Origin of the sequence: Pedobacter nanyangensis (assembly GCF_003313505.1) — a bacterium.
GTDB classification, from domain to species: domain Bacteria; phylum Bacteroidota; class Bacteroidia; order Sphingobacteriales; family Sphingobacteriaceae; genus Pedobacter; species Pedobacter nanyangensis.
This window is the reverse complement of sequence record NZ_QMHO01000007.1, coordinates 58,342-75,295: the sequence shown is the minus strand read 5'-3', so window position 1 is coordinate 75,295 and position 16,954 is coordinate 58,342. Positions and strand designations below refer to the sequence as shown.

At 43.3% G+C, this 16,954-nt stretch carries 9 protein-coding genes; all 9 read right to left on the bottom strand.

Annotation, left to right across the window (positions count from 1 at the left end):
• On the bottom strand, positions 1–1,083 hold a 1,083-nt coding region (locus DUT71_RS12945; RefSeq protein WP_162796040.1), incomplete at its 3' end, for a hypothetical protein.
• Positions 1,084–1,290: 207 nt separating this feature from the next.
• A complete protein-coding gene (locus tag DUT71_RS12940; RefSeq protein WP_113662969.1) occupies positions 1,291–4,983 on the bottom strand; it encodes a T9SS type A sorting domain-containing protein in 3,693 nt (1,230 codons plus the stop codon).
• A 200-nt stretch (positions 4,984–5,183) separates the two neighbouring features.
• Entirely contained in the window at positions 5,184–9,308 is a 4,125-nt protein-coding gene (locus DUT71_RS12935; RefSeq protein WP_113662968.1) for a LamG-like jellyroll fold domain-containing protein, read from the bottom strand.
• Between the two features lie 315 nt (positions 9,309–9,623).
• Positions 9,624–11,414 (bottom strand): peptidase associated/transthyretin-like domain-containing protein, encoded by a 1,791-nt coding sequence (locus DUT71_RS12925; RefSeq protein WP_113662966.1) that lies wholly within the window; start codon positions 11,412–11,414, stop codon positions 9,624–9,626.
• A 2-nt stretch (positions 11,415–11,416) separates the two neighbouring features.
• Positions 11,417–12,370: a FecR domain-containing protein gene (locus DUT71_RS12920; protein WP_113662965.1), complete on the bottom strand. Its 954-nt coding sequence runs from the start codon at positions 12,368–12,370 to the stop codon at positions 11,417–11,419.
• A 10-nt stretch (positions 12,371–12,380) separates the two neighbouring features.
• Positions 12,381–12,998, bottom strand: coding sequence for an RNA polymerase sigma-70 factor (locus DUT71_RS12915; protein ID WP_113662964.1), 618 nt, complete (start codon positions 12,996–12,998; stop codon positions 12,381–12,383).
• Positions 12,991–14,484 (bottom strand): DUF4833 domain-containing protein, encoded by a 1,494-nt coding sequence (locus DUT71_RS20220; protein ID WP_162796039.1) that lies wholly within the window; start codon positions 14,482–14,484, stop codon positions 12,991–12,993. Before DUT71_RS20220 ends, DUT71_RS12915 begins: the two co-directional genes overlap by 8 nt.
• Positions 14,485–14,500: 16 nt before the next feature.
• Positions 14,501–15,160, bottom strand: coding sequence for a head GIN domain-containing protein (locus DUT71_RS12905; protein ID WP_113662963.1), 660 nt, complete (start codon positions 15,158–15,160; stop codon positions 14,501–14,503).
• 194 nt (positions 15,161–15,354) lie between these two features.
• On the bottom strand, positions 15,355–16,530 hold the full coding sequence (locus DUT71_RS12900; protein WP_113662962.1) for a hypothetical protein: 1,176 nt from the start codon (positions 16,528–16,530) through the stop codon (positions 15,355–15,357).
• Positions 16,531–16,954: the final 424 nt, after the last annotated feature.

Below are 16,954 nucleotides of genomic sequence, written 5' to 3'. Positions count from 1 at the left end.
TGCTCCTGTTGCAGAAATGGCAACCATGTTGGTTGAACTAATGCTATTCCAGTATTCGTCTACGCCGTACACTGCTACGGTATAATCAACGTTAGCTACCGGTGCGGTTGCGGTTCCTGTTTTTCCTGTTGGTGTACCCGGCGCATAGGTTTCTCCGGGCATTACCATTAACAACTTGGTAAAGGCGCCCGAAATTACATTGATATCTGAGCTAACACCATCTGCAATAGCATTGTCTGTATCGTCATTAGCCGTAAGTGAGTAATAGGTAGTTGGGGTTGGGCTATAGCTATACAGAGTAGCATTAAAGCTTGCCGTACCTGAAGTTAAGGCAACTGGAGCAGAAATTGTTGCATAAGGGTTATTGGTGGCTAAAGAAACCTGATGGTTTGGCGCATCGGTAATTACGTTAAACGCATAATCAACAGCGTTTACGGTAACAGCCAAATTAGTACCTGCCGTAGGGCTAATTAAAGTACTACCTAAACGGCCGGAAGGTGTACCGGGCGCATTGGTTTGTCCTGGCAGCAATACCTGCAATGAAGCAAAAGGCCCAGCCACTTTTGACAAGGTTGCTACCGATGTTCCGTTTGGAAAACCAGAAATAACCCCTTGATTCACCGGAGATTGCGCTCTTACAATATAAGCTTCGGTACCTACAGCCTTGCTGGTGGATTTTACCCTTAAACCAGAAATGGTGATAGAGTTACCTGCTACAGCCGTGTTCGATACGTCATAGCTGATGATCAGAAAATCAGTAGCAGTATTATCGTATACTCTAGCACCCGTTATCTTGGTTCCGCTGAAGCTAACCGTTACCGTACCCGTTTCAAACTGCCATCCCGGTGGCGCATTCAGCATAATTCGCCTGTCGTTTCCGGGAGAAAAATTGGTAGCGGCATTGTCACTGATTACAATATCGCCAATGGCAGTAAATTGCTCTTGTGGGCCGCCCACAGCCTTTTCAACGGAGATGTTTTGCCCCCCAGTTGCCTGTGTGAGGGTTACTTGCGCCAATACAGCAGTTGTACTGAACAGGGCAAAAAGCAATACAAAAAATTTAACCTTAGTAAAAATATTCATAGGCATTAAAATTTAGCTCTCATCGTTTTAAATAATACTACAGATCTTATTATTCTGTAAATCAAATAATTCGGCTAAAGTCGAAATTTTTATGCACTTAAGCAATACCTACAAAGCATTATTTACCACTTTTTTTTCTATTCCAAAAAAGAGAGTAAGCGCTATGGTTAAGCGAGTTACGAAATTCGGCGATTGGGCCAAGTTGGCTTATTTTTTAATCAATTTTGCTGTAGCGATTTTTTTTCCGCTCGAATCTATGAGTGTTGCAAAATAAATGCCCGAAGATATCGTTGGCAAAGCACCGGAGTAACCGTTCAGCATCTCGTTTTTAACCACTTCTTTATGATACATTTCTTTACCCGAAACATCGGCGATTTTTAGCGTATAGCGATCTGCCTGAAGACTGCCAGCATATTTCAGGGTAAAATTGGTTTCAACCAATGTTGGATAAATGAACATATCGTTGGTAGCGATGGCATTCAGGTCATATTTTACCACCACCAATTTTTGGTAAGCTGTTGGGGTTCCGTCTTTATCTACCTGTACTAATTTGTAGTAGTTATTGCCGGCCAATGGCGATTTATCTAACAGATTGTAAACCCCTGCTTGGTTGGCAGGCACGGTCCCGATGGAAGTGAAGGCCTGATTTTCTCCCGCTCTTTGCAAATCGAAATGACTGTTATTTGTTTCTGAAGAAGTTTTCCAGGTTAGGGCCACACCTGTATTCGTTTTAACACCGGTAAAATCGGTAAAAACTACTGGGAGCGTACTTGGAGGAACAATCTGTAGTTCAAAACGACCATTACCCAGGGTTGCCGCATTGCCTTTATCAATATTCAACGGATAAACCGTTCCCTCGTGGGCAATATCGGTAAGGGTATTCAAATATTTATCTCTTAATTTCACCACATATCCCGTTGGAATATCTGTTAAAATGAATTTTAACGTATAACTACCGCCATTATCTGCGCCGATGGTCAACCCAACTTTCTGCACTGCTGAAATAGCTGGCATGTAATTGATGGCCAACTCTTTTGCATCACTTGACTGGCTTGACAAAAACACGGATTCGCCTCCCATTCTGGCCACATCGTTGGCAGAGAAGATTGCTTCACCACCATCTTTCAATACAACCAAAGTTTCATCGGCATTCTCAGTTTCGTTCCTCATCAGCTGAACTCTAATCCTAGCTGGTTCTTCTTCCATTAAAACACTGCTTTCTAAGCCGGTTAAATTAGTTCGACCAAAGTTACCCGAGTTTACGGACATTACTTTTGACATGGTGCTGGTAGATGTTCCCGCAGTTACCTTGGAGGCCTCCGTAAATGTTACCGAAGGCGAAGAGTTGTTGGTGGTTTGCACAAAAAAAGATTGTCCTGGGGCAATAAACCTTGAGCCTCCGTTGACACCATCAGAACCGTTAAAAGTAGAATACTGCCTACAGCTAGGGTTCCACACCCTTACCACGGCACCAACGTTGGTAGTTTTAGTAACTTTGCTCCAGTCAATTGCCGCTGCGTAAGGATTTCCCACCAAACTATAGCCAGAACTGCCATGGGTTAGCGGCACTGTAACATTCTGTTGGTTAAGCACACCTTTATATGTCATCACAATTGACTCTGGATCCAGAAATGGGCTAGTCACTTTTGCTGCAAAGTTATTTTTGTTTCCCCTGTAAAACAGATATGCCCCTCTGCCAATATTCACGGTAGCGTTGATGTTTGGAATTTCTACATATTTATTATTGTAGGTCCAGGCGCCGGCCTGGTTAGATGAAGTTTGGTCGAATCCGTTAGCGGAACCTCCGGCGCCGGTAATAATCATGTCATCGATAAACTGAGTAAAACCATAGGTTCTATTTCCCACCACATCGCTATTGATAAATTCAGTGGTGTTATCATACACCGGCGAGGAAAACATCCTGTAGGTACGCCACGTATTTTTATTTCCGCCCTGGATATAACGCTCTACCGTTACCTGACCTTTTATAGCCGCATTTGACGGAATAGTCATTACATTGGCCGAACTATTGGCGTCTGCCTTTAGTGTTAGGTTACCTGTAGAGATCAGCGTTGTATTGGCTTCCATGGTAATAGAACCATTTGCGGCAATGGAGATTTTTCCTGACCCTCCCAGCGTTTTAACACTTGCCCCCGAAAAAGAAACATTTTTAAACACGATCCCCTTACCTGCATCAGAACCTTCATCTCTGATAGATTGGTTCTTGGTTCCACTAAAATTAACCGATACGTTTCCACTGCTGATATCCATAGCTCCGCCAGAAGTGTTCCAGCTGCCTTGAACGGCTAAAGTGCCACTACCAGAGAATGTAGATTTTCTATCATTCACGAAAGTGCCTGCAACCGTTAAAGTGATCCCGCCCTCAATCATCACCTCAGGTGTTGCGCTACCAGTTCCTGAAACCAATACATTACCTACTTTAGTGCTTGCAGATACGGTAGGCTTAACGTTTGAGGAAACATAGCCTATCCTCGCCATATCATTTGGCCCGGGAAGTGCCGCAGGACTACTGCCATCAGCCAATCTCCAGTTATTCAAATCATTCCAAAAACCATTGGCTGCAATCCAGTCGTAAACATTACCACTAGGAATTGTGGGTGAAGCCGTACTACCTACTATTACCCCAGATGTCCCTTTGTAATTTACCTGGGCGTCCTCGCTTCCTATTTTGTCAATATTGGTAAAGCTAAAGGTAACACCAGTTGGGGCGTTACTCTTTACATCAGCCTTAATGCCATAATAAGCGGCAGGTAACAAAGAACCATCTGCTGCACCTATCGTGAACAATCTGCTTTTTTGAGGAAAAGATTCGGCTCTTACCGCCCTCCACTCTACGTTTAGGCCAGAAACAAACACATCATCGGCATTGCCAAAATATTCATCGCCCGATTTAAACAGTCTCAAATTTTCGATGATTTCGTTCAATCCCTTGCTGCTGGACGAAACCGAAGCATCAAGAACGATAGAGCTGACATCAAACAAGCCACGGCTCATCATTTTCAATCCATAAATAACCGCATCTTTTTGTCCATTGTACAAAGGATTTGAAATGCCATTAACAGGTTCATTGGCGCTACTTATTTCCAATTTCATGCCGTACATTTTCATTTCGTCAAAGCTGAAACGGTTAGCGGTTATTGCATTGATATGAAGCCCTGAATTGGTCGTGGTGTAACTCCCCAATGTACTGTGATAAGCGCCCTCACCACCTCTTTCTGTTCTGGCTTCCCTCACTGCAGAGGTATATTCATCAACAAACAAGTGCCAAACGTATTGTCCCTGCCTTTTTAATCTTTGCATTCTGATGGCATAGGTTTTATTTGCCCAGTTTGCGCCCAAAGAGGAAAGGTCAAAACTGATGAGGCTGCTATACCTATTTCCCCCTGGGTTATTGTCGTATCTCCATCTTAGTGAAAGGCTTGAACCATCCTGGGTTAAATAATAGCCAGTGTTTGGATTGGCAAAACTGCCGGTAGAAAGGAACCAATATTTCCAAGAATTTTGACCTGGTCCAATAACGTCTGACTGATCAGCAGTGCCTGAGCTATTTTTATAGATAAATGTCCACTCCCAACCAAAGGTTTCGTTGTTCAGGTTGGTGCTATTGGCTAAAAAAGAAAACTGATAAGCTCCAGGGATATTATTACCTGTAGTGGTTAGGCAATAGCCATTTTCAACAGCCAAGTTATTTGCGCCAGATGCCGACACTGCTAGCGCTGCACTTGCTCCTATCGGGGCTATCCCAGGGCCTAATTGCCCACCATCAAAATTATTGTAATAATAATTTGCTGTTGTATAAACCTGCGCAGTGGAAAGCATTGCCAAACATGACAAAGCCAGTGTAGTTATGATGAATAAAAGTTTGTTTGGTCTCTTCATTATGGCAATGAAAAGTCAAAACACACGCCACAACCTAGAAATCTAGCTTTGCATTATAAAAACCAATATTTGTACAACTTAAAAGAATACAACTTCGTTTCTTCACTGGAAAACATTTCCCAAAAAGCGAAAAAAAATCCACAACACCTGCCCCAACAACCTGGTGAAACCTTTGTTTATCATGGCTTAAAGCCATATTGCTATTTTTTTACTACCTTATGCACAGCTAGTACTTTGCCTGTGTCAATATCCTCAACTTTTGCAAAGAAAAGCCCCGAGTTCAGATCCACAATATCTACCTGATAGCCCAAGGCCAATGCTGCTCCAGAAATCGTTTGCTCACGCATAAGTTTTCCCATAGGGTCATATAAACCCACTTTGTACCTGCTGTATAAAGCGCCATCTACCCTTAACGTAAATTTCTCCCTGGCTGGATTTGGGTAAAGCAATACCGTACCTTGTTGCCCAACATTGAAGTTCACCACAACAGGGCCTATTTCATTGGGCTGACCATCAGTATCTACCTGAACAAGCTTATAATAATTGTTTCCTGGCAATGCCCCGGCATCCATAAACAGATAATTGCCGGAACCTTTGGGCAAAATTTCAGCAATGAGCAGGTAGGCACCGTCATTAGATGCCCGGTAAAGCTTGAACAATTTGTGATTTGTTTCAAAAGAAGTAGCCCACGTTATCGCCACGCCTTCATTTTGCTTTTTTGCCACAAAGCTTAGCATGCCAACCGGCAATACTACCGGAGGCTCAACCAATACACTAAACCTTCCAGCGCCAAATGTTTGGGCATTTGTTCTATCAACATTAAAATTATAAACCATGTTTGGGGTAACGGGAATATTCTGATTGAGAAAGCGATCCTTTAGCGTCAAATGGTGCCGTTGATAGTATTCGTCCAAATTAAACTGCATCAGGTAGCTACCGGTTGTGCTGGCTGATACGTTCATGGCTATTTCTAAGGGCTGGGCCATTGGAGGCATAAAGTTAATGGCCAATTTACTATTTCCCACCAATGTAGAGATATTCACCACTTCTCCGTCAATATGTAAAGCATCTTCCTGATGATTATAGGCGGCATTACTTGATTCGTTAAAAACCACCACGGTTTCATCTTCACCATAAGAAGCAAGGGGAGTTAACTTTACCCTAACCAAACTTTGAGGTGTTTCTACGTATTGGGCAGTTTGCATGGTGGCAAATTCATGGTTTCTTTTCTCAACACTCATTAACAAAACGGGTGGTTGCTGGGTTGACGCTTTAATATTTTCCTTAAACCGGATGGAGCCGGCACCCGTAGCTCTCACAAAAAACGATTGACCAGATGAAATGTAGCGGCTACCCCCAAGAGCCGAAACACCATTAATATAAGTAGCATAGCTTCTGGAGGCGGGCCTCCACACCCATATCGCATTGGCTATATTCACTTTATCAGCTCCCCAGTTTGAGGAGTCCCAATCAATAGTTGAGGCATAGGGGTTACCCATGAAATTATATCCTGACGCTAGGGTTACCGTCACATTTTGCTGGTTCAGCACGCCGTTAAAATCTACTACAGTATTCTCCGGATTTACAAAAGGAGCAGTTGTTTTTCCTGAAAAATTATCTCGGTTTCCTCTAAAGAAAACATACATGCCTTTTCCTGCATTTACCGCAGTGTTGATATTTGGAATTTCCACAAAACCAGACGCATAGGTCCAGGCACCAGCTTGATTACTGTGGGTGGCATCAAAATTACCTGTAGCTCCAGCCGTGCCTGTGATAATCATATTATCAATCAGCTGCGAAAATTTCGCGGTTCTGTTGCCTTCTGTGTCGGTGTTGATAAAAGCTGTGGTGTTATCATATACCGGCGATGACAGCATCCTATAGGTACGATAGGGATTAATATTTCCGCCCTGCAAATAACGCTCAACCTTTACCTGTCCAGTAATGGACGCTCCCGCTACCACAGGAGCCACTTGTGCGGTAGATGCCGCACTAGAAGCCAAGGTAAGGTTACCGTTAGCATTAAAGGTGCCTGCACTAGCCGTTAGCAGCCCCGTTAAACGAAGTGCTCCATTTAATGTTACCCCAGCAGCGTTGTTAATGGTTAAATCCTTAATTAAGTTTCCGGCAAATACATTGGCTGCAATGGTTTGGGCGGTAGCGCCATTAAAAACCATACGTCCGCTACTAACCGTTAAAGTACCGCTGTTAGTGAGGGTTCCGGCCACAGAAAGCGAGTTGGTTACCGTTACGGAAGCACCCGTAGCAATGGACAAATCATTGATGGACTGGTCAGTACCCACCGTAGGATAAGTTGACCTCCCCGAAGGAATAGACACATTTACGGCAGCATTAGGCACAATCCCGTTACACCAACTATTGGCCGTGGCCCAATTATTGCCCGCATTGCCCGTCCATTGTCCTTCTCCAAAAGAAACTACCGCGGTAGAAGCTGTGGCCACGCAACCATTCCTACTTACGGTAACGGTGTAAACGCCCTTGGCGGCATCAGAATAGGTTAAAGTGGCATTTTGCTGAGATGAAGTAAAACCGTTGGGCCCGGTCCATGAATAGGTGGCACCATCAATCGTGTTAGCCGTTAAGGTCAGGATGGTTTGGGCGCAAACCGGCCCTGTATTTCCCACTCCTTCGGTAGCATTGTAAAGCTGTGCTATTTCTGCAGCGCTCAATGCCCTGCTGTAGATGTAGGCATCGTCCAAACTGCCATTAAAATACCTATTGGTTGGGGTATTGGGCCATGAGTCAATATTATCATAAGCCAAACGCCAATACCCAGTAGTGCTCTCGGCCGCATTAACAAGGCCATCCTGAGCTACCACAGCCCCGTCCATGTAAAGCGCCATACCACTGGCAGATAGTACACCAGTGGCCATGTGCCAGTTACCATCGGCGTAAGCTCCGATAGAATTTATCGTTTTAAAAACTCCACCAGGTTTTACCCCAAAGAAAATCCGCCCGTCATTAGCCATATAAATATGCCGATCGGCATTTGTACTAAAACCAGTTTGATTACTGCCAAAACCGATGAGCTTACCGCCAGCCACGGTAGTTTTAAACCAGATAGAAACGGTAAACACCACCGGATTTACAAAAGAACTGGCCGTAGATACATATTGCGTTGAACCGTTAAACTGGTAGGCCGAGTTAGCGATATTAAACCTATTGCTGGTGGGTGCAGGTGTACCTTGCAAAGTTCCGTTGTTGGACACAAAAAAATCGTTAGCATTGCCATCGAGCTTATAGTTAGCCACAATATTTCCAAGAGGTATATTAGCCAGAGAAAAACCTTGGCAGCTAGCCACCTGGCTTCCCGAAACGGATGCTCCCAGATTTTCGCGGAACACATAAACCACATACGTGTAGTTTAAGCCATTGGTAAGCTCAGTATCGTTAAATGTATGAACGCCCGCCGCCGTTTGACCCGCAAAAGTATAAGCGCCACCACTAGAGCGGTAAATGGCAAAGCCAGCGTGCCCGCTTCCGGAAAAATTCCAGTTTAGGGTCATGCCGGTAGCACCAACATTCGAAAATGTTAAATTGGTAGGAGCTGTGGCAATTTCGGTAGGATTAAACGTATAGGTTTGCCCATTGGCGGGCTTGGCGGCAATGTTTGTTGTTTCAAGATCATTACGGGCTGTTGGCGATGTACCAACACCATTTAAAGAACGGTAAATACCTGTGCTGGGCCCGGTAATCCCTATGGAAGCCGAGCCGTTGTCTACAGCTCCTCCTTCTGCAGTATAAATAAACTGGATATTTCCATTCTCATGTATTTTTGCCTGGAAGGTAATTACTGAAGTGAGATTAAGTATGGTAGACGAATTTTTATCCCAACGCATGGAATACCACTGAACGGTTAAAACCATATTTCCAGCTGTTCCAGAGGTTACATAACTAATTTTACCAGGAATTAAAAGATTCAAAATACCTGGAAAAACGGCCAGGTCATCCCAAAGCGGGGCAATAACAGGCCTGTTGCCGCCGTTAGCCAAGTTGTTAACCGGAGCCGCCCCGCTCACCGAGCCGCCCAAGGAAATCCAACCATTTGAACTTGCGCAGAATCTATCATAACGTTGCCCCATATACCAAAAATCAAATCCTATGGGCAAATTTTGATAGGTGTTCTCATCATTACCTACGGTAGCACCAGCTCCTCCGGGCTCTGTGCCAGACACCGACACGTAGCTTCCAGAAGATGCACTAAACACGTAATTATTGATGTTTTGCGCTTTAGCGCCTAGGGATAAAAACGAAATCAGGCACAGGATAAAAATCCAACGCAACGAGAGTAAGGGAGCTGCCATATTATTTTCATTTATGGCAGCTACATTTAGCGATGAGAAGCAAAAATACAGACCGAGCGTAACAGCACAAAAAACGAGGATTTATCTACAAATAAACCCACTAAATGCAAATGCAATTTTTAAAAATTTGCGGCATTTGTGCTTAAAAAAACAAATACTGAGAGAGATCGCGTTAATAAATTCCAATGAGCGTTGACGGCAAATAAAATTTATTTTCTAAACTCAAATGCATAACAATGTAGAACTTTTTTCTCTATTTAACAACAAAAAATTTGTTTTGTTCCCAAAAAGAGAAAAAAAATACTCAGCCAGCATTTAGAAAAGATTAAACCCTGCCGACCAGCCCACCCAAGCACTATTACCGTTGATTTTTCGGCTATTTGAAGGAGCTATCCTACTTTTGTATCCCTTTGCGCTAACATAATTGTGGGGTGCCTCACTAACATAGTAATTTAACACCGGGCCGCCGTAAATGCTAAAGCCCTTAAACAAACGCACCTGAAAGTTAAGCTGAAACTTGTTGAGGATATTGGCATAGTCCCATCGGCCTAAATGTAGGTGTTGGCTGGTGAGCTCTGTTGAAAAAGAAAGTCTTCGCCCTGCAAAAAAATCATGACCAAGCCCTAGCCCAAAGGTTTCAATATTTGCTTGGTCAACAAAATTTTTGCCCAGCATAAAAATGGTATAAAGATTTGCATTGCCACTTTTGAAGGAAACATTGGCGTTAATTAAATCATTGGATGAAATACTCAGCTTATGATAGCCATGCTTTACGAAATTAATGAGGCCTAAACTCACCCCTGAAGAAGTATCAGCAAAATTAATTAAGCCAAACTGAAGGCCTTTGTTGTGCCTGGCATAATTAAAAACACCCGACAATTGTAAACCTCTCATCTCTTTCAATGCGATGTTGCCCACCGCCGAAAGCTGCATTCCGTTGCTTTTTTTACGCACCACATTAATTAGGCCCGTCATTTGGAATCCTCGCAAATTGCCAATGACGGTATTGGACACCGCCGACAGTTGCAGGCCTTCGGCCAATCCTTCCACGTAATTGATCGTCGACAGCTGTATCCCATCCAAATTACCTTTCACATGATTGTAAACTGCCGACAACTGCGCGCCATTGGCATTTTTTCCTACCATATTGAAAACCCCGGCCATTTGCACGCCTTCGGTATTGCCACCTACAATATTTAATACACCAGCTACCTGTACATATCTTACATCGGCTTTGTTGAGGTTAAAAACTCCGGCCATTTCCAGTCCATTAACGCCAGCAGTATATCCGCCCACCAAATTGAGCGAAAACTTATTGACCACACTTCCACTCATACTGCCCTGCGAGCTCAGTCCGGGAGTTAAAGAGGCCTGTACCGGCATATTGGCCAAAAAGTTGGGAATATTGATATTTTGGATACGCTGTTTAGATGAGGTTAGCCAACGTCCAATTTTTAAGTTATCCAACATATTGGACATAAAAGTGCCTTTTTCCTTATCAGGATCGTCATAACCTTTAGGCTTCACATCAATGCTGGAAAGAAAGATCATGGAAGTATCCCGGTAAGTTTCCTTACTTGCCGTTAACACAATACCGTCATGCTCTCCCTTAAACTTCAGGCTAAAAAAACCTTCATCATCCGTTAAGGCCGATTGTAACAAGCGTTTCTCATACACGCTCGCATTTTTCACTCTTTTTCCCGTTTGGATATCCACTACCCTGCCGGTGATGCTGTAAAGGTTTTCAGCAGTGACAATACTTTCTGCCTCGATAGAAAAGTGGTTGACCGCATAGCGCAAGATAATGTATTCGGCATTTTCCTTATAATCTACCTTGCCGTTAAAAAGTTCATCCAATACCTCACGCACTGGCTTGTTATGTACATTTACATTTACGATGCTATCCCTAGCAAACAAGGCCCCGTTATAGGTGAAATAAAAACCACCAGCTTTCCCAATTTTTTGTAATACCAGCCCAATTTTTTCCGACTTAATATCTATGGTAACCCGTTTGGCAAGGTTACTTGCATAATAATTGACCAGCGAATTTTGTGCAGCACAAATAGTGCTAACCAAGAGCAGCAAGATAAATAGAGGTTTCTTCATTTCTACTTTTTAGACAGCGAAATTTGGTCTCCGTTACGGTTCATTTTCAAATTTAGGGTACGGCAAATTGTATTTAAATTCTCCTCCAACGAGTATTTAAAGGGTAAAGTAGTTGAAATTCCGAGAGATTTGGCATCCTCGCTCAACAACACCTTACCTCCATAGGCTTCGTTTAAAACCGCAATTACCTTTGGCAGTGGGGTGTTATTGGCTACAAAAAGTTGGGTTCGGTAATAGTTATACAGCTCATCCTCTACAGGTTCCTTCACTAACTTTTCTTCATTGTCCAACAGTGTTACACGCTCTCCTTTGGTAAGCGTTAAATGCTGGCTGCCTTGATCAACCTTTACTATGCCGCTCTCTACAATTACCTCTACGCTATTTTTAAGGCGTTTAATGTTAAATGAAGTGCCTACTACTTGTACCTGTACTTTATTAACGGCAATTACAAAAGGGTGGGCACCATCATGGGCCACATCAAAAAACACTTCGCCACTAATGAGCTCCACTTTGCGGTTAGCTTTAAAATCAGTTACGTAACTGATGTTGGTATTTTTGTTGAGCACCAATTGGCTTCCATCTGGCAAGGCCTTGTTGAGCACCTGAGCATTGCTAGCTAAATTGGTATAGGTATTTCCAAATGTTTGATAGGCCAGCCACGCACCAAAACACAGCACCAGCACCGCGGCTATGCGTAGCCAAATGGTTGTGGGTTTACTTTTTTTCAGCACAGGTGATGCGGCTTTTTCTTCCACCCGCTGCTTAAATTTTTGCCAAGCCAATTCCTCGTCAACGGCAATTTTGGGGTCCAAATTGGCGCTTTCATTCCATATCCGCTCCAGTTGCTGATGATGCGCAGCATTTTCGGAACTTGCTGCTATCCAGTCCTGCACCTGCTTGGTTTCTTCTGCCGTGGTTTCTTTAAGCAGAAATTTGATCAGTAACTCCTCATTCATATTGCTCTGCTTAATTTAAATAATCATTATAGTTGCCTAAACCTATTAACAAAAGTATCAGGAAATCTACCAATTTGAGGCGTAAAATCTTCAGGGCCTTCCCCATTTGGTTTTCCACGGTTTTAATGGAGATATCAAGTCTTTCGGCGATTTCCTTGTACTTCAACTCCTCAAAACGGCTCATTTGGAAAATAATCCGGCACTGTTCAGGCAGGGCATTCAGGGCCTGCTGTAATTTCCGCTGCAGTTCCGATAGCTCTATTTTATGAGAAGCAGATTCGTGCTCGGTATTCATGGTATGCAGTGTAAAATGCTGATACTTATTTTTAACCTGTTCATGTTTCATGAGGTTAAGGCTATCATTATACACACATTTATAGAGGTAAGCTTTAACGGAGGTCTGCACATCGAGCAGGTCTCTTTTTTCCCATAATTTTAAAAACATGGACTGTACCACCTCTTCGGCGGCGTCCAGATCTTTGAGCAGCATATTGGCATAGCTATGCAAAGCCTTGTAATGGGCTTTAAAAAGCTGTTCAAAAGCGGCATCGCTATATGTTTGTACGGCTATATTCACGTTTGGATAGTTCAAATATATCGGTTTGATTTCAGCTACACAATTAGCCATTGGACAACAAGTTAATTCGTTTCAAAATTTGCGCTCCGTTCTCACTATCAATGGTAAACAAATCAATATATTGTACCTTGGGGAACCAAAAGCTCCCGCCTTCTACCTTTACAAACACCCTTTTCAGCAACAGGTCTTTTCCTTCATCCTTAATGTACAAGCGATACTGTTGGTCGGCAGGCGATTTCAGTAAATACATGGGCAGTTTTTTGTATGAAACCAAGCGCACCTCATAGGCCTCATTGCCCAGGGCCTTGCATTTTACGCCATAGGCAAATTTATTTTCGATCCCCGAAAGTTCCTTAACCGCCCCATTTTCCTCGTACCTGATCCACGAGGCCTTCACGGGATGTTTTTCGTTTAAACTACCGTCCTTTTGTAAATTCAACTGGTAAACTACGGTATTGGCATCGGGCGTACGCTGTAAAAAGAACAGCAGGTTTTTCAGCTTTGGCTCTGGCAGTGGTGGCTGGGCCAATAACAATTGCGCCATTAAAAGCAGCAACAATGCTAAAACAGTTCCCCTAAGAAAACGGCCGGGCTTGTAATGGCTACGCGCCTTAGGCCGGTGATTGGCTTTATAGCGATACACTTTTGCGGGGCTTGCAAACAGGAAAAAGAGCATTTCCTTTAAGCCATCGCTTTGCTTAAGATCCTTGGCAATGGCCCGGTACTCATGAAAATTAAGCACAAACGGGTTCCCTTTGTTGGCAAGCGGTGTAGTAAGCCCGTATTTAGGCTTTTCTTCTTCATACTGAAAAGTGCCAAATAAATGGTCCCAAATCATCAATGTAGCTCCAAAGTTTTTATCAATGTATTTCTCCTGGCTGCCGTGATGCACCCTATGGTTAGAGGGTGTACCAAAATATTTCTCGATCCAAGGATGGAGCCTGCCAATGGTTTCGGTATGTACCCAAAACTGATAAAGTGTACTCATTTGGCTGGCCACCATAAAAATTACCGGATGAAAGCCGCACAACGCCACGGGAATGAAAAACACCACCTTTACATGCTGTACCCAACTTTGCCTAAAAGCTACCGTTAAATTATAGTGTTGGGCTGAGTGGTGCACCACGTGCGATGCCCAAAAGAAGCGGTTAAAATGGGAAATTCGGTGCGACCAATAGCTACAAAAATCATAGATCAGCAAGCAAGGCACCAAGCTCCACCAACTAAGCTCCATACGCCAAGGCAAAAGGTTATACAACCACACCGCTCCAACAAAAAGGCTCGATTTTAAGAAAAGGTTAACCAACAAGTTACCCATCCCAACCCATAACGAACCTTTCAGTTCCTCGTGGGTATAATCTTCGTGCCTAAAAATTTTTCCAAGCATAAATTCAAGTACCGTAAATGCTGCCACAAAGGGCAAAGCATAGGCAATTAAGTTGGGCGTGCTGCTTTGCAAAAGGTATAGATCTTCCAGGGCAAGCTCATGAGCGCCAAAATTGGCCCCAAAAGCCTGCCAAAATGATTGGCCAGCCATAAAAACTTAAATTAAATTAGAACTTGATCAATTTGCCAGATCCGCTAATGTCTTGTTGAACTACCGGATTGCCTCGATAATAAATTTTACCACTACCACTTATTTTTGCCTTGATCCTGTCCTGCACCTGAAGCCTTAGGCTACCACTACCAGAAATGTCGGCATCGGCTGTTTTGGCAAGCACCTCTTCAAAATCAACGGTCCCTGAGCCAGAAATATCTACTTTCACCTGGTCTACCTGGATGGCATGATCTACCTCCACTTTCCCCGAACCACTAATGGACACGTTTAAGCTGGCAATGGCCGGAAAACTCCCCTCCACTTCAACTTCGGTACTGCCGCTCAATTCAATCCTGTTCAGGATAGGCATGGTTAATATCACCTCCACATCGTCTCTACTGATACCGATCCTTTCAAAACCAATATGCAGCACATTGTTTACCACCCTAGTGGTGTAATGTGGCACAATATTGCTTGAACCCTTTACCACTACCCTAAACTCGGTTCCGTATTTTACCTCTACAGGCGTAGCTCCGCTAGAGCTGATGCCGGTAAACTGCCCCAGGTTTCTGGTTTCCGAAATAATATTGCCATTAGCCGTTAGCCGATCTTTTTTACATGCCGAAAAGTGAATAACGACGAACAAGCCTAATAAAATTGCAAATACTCTTTTCATATTTCATTTATTTGTTTGTGAAATCTTTATAACCTAATTTTTAACCATATATCGCTAATTACAAAGGTTTAACCCGTGAGTAGCAGACCCTGAAATAAATTCAGGGTGACGCTAAATCAAGGTTTCGTCATGCTGAATTTAGTTCAGCATCAGTTTTACAAGGCTAATTACCAATAGGCAATCAAAATCTGTTTTTAAAAAACAAACTGTAAACCTGCTTGGTAACCAATGTGCAACGACTGTTGGAAGTCCGAATTTTTACGTTGCCAGGTACGCAGCACTAAATCATCACTCTCAGGGTGCAGCGCCTTCCCCTCCACCGTATTGGTACTTACGAAATTGATAGACGGGCCACCGAAAATTTCCAGCCAGGGCGCCACTTTTACCGCTGGCAGCAACCTAAACGTACCCTTAAAGTATTCCCCCTTTTCAAAGCTCTCCAAAATGGTTTGCGTAAGCTCCATGTTTAGCCTAAAAGATTTTGATTTAAAGAAATGAGCGCCCAAACCTGCTTCAAAAGCATAAACCTCATCTTTGTTTTTAAAATTATAGCCCATACCTATTATGCCGTACAGGTTTTTCCCTCCAGACCTGAACGTTAACATAGATGTTTGGCTTTCATCGATGGTTGCAGCAATGCTTTTTTCGCCATTTTTAATGATGTTGATGATCCCGATTGGGCTATCGCTCGTTTCGGCAATATTGATGAAGCCCGCTACCTGAGCGCCCTTCACTTTTTTGGCAATATTGATAAAGCCCGCAAACTGGCTACCGTTCACCTCCTTGGCTACGTTAATGAAACCCGCAAATTGTGATGCCGATATATTTTTGGCCGTATTGGAAAAGCCCGCAAATTGCGTTCCTTTTACGTTTTTGGCTACATTGGCAAACCCTGCAAACTGCACGCCGCTCATATCGCCGCCCGTAGTATTTAAGAAACCCGCAAATTGTGCCCCTTCTACATTTTTTTGCGCCAAATTAGCAAAGCCCGCAAACTGGCTTCCCTTTGCCGAGCGGTAGGTGTTTAAAAAGCCCGCAAACAATGCGCCGTTGGCCTGCTTGCCAATATGGTTAGAGAAGCCCGCAAATTGTGCCCCATAGCTTTCATTACGCACTACATTGCTTAAACCGGCGTACGAGAAGCCCTTTTCTACAGAGGATACACCTGCCAACAAATGAATAGATAGGTTGTTGGTATCCAAAGGTGCATGTGTACCATTGGTGCTTAACGGATAAATCAGCCCAAAATGAGCTTTTGTAATTTTTCCCTCCTGTGCATCTGCATGGAAAGCCAAACCAAAAAAAGTAATGCCCAGGCAGGCTGCCTTTTTTATTTGACTAAATTGATGTTTAAAGTATAACGCTTTCATTTGTGTCTTATTTAACATTGAGACAACAAGAAAGAAATACACCCCTACGCAGGTTTTAAAAAAAAGAGAAATTAAACCGCAAAAACCTAAAAATCAACCATATAAATTATTTTTATTGAAAAGCAATGTTCGGCACGCTTGGGCAGCTTTAGCCCCGCTTTCCACTTTACTCCCCCAATTAAAAATTGGGCTCGTGCCCGTTTCAATCGGGTTTAACAAACTTGGGTTCGATTGGCAAAAAGCCGTAAGCCCTGTCCATAGGTTTAGGTTTAGGACCTCGAAGAGGTCAAATAGTTATAAAAAAACAGACCTAGCTCCTTCGGGTACGACTCCTACGGAGTCGCATTAGACCTGAGGTTGGTGTTATCACCAACCATACCACTAACCATAGGATAAACATATCCAAAGATCTCTCCACAAGGTC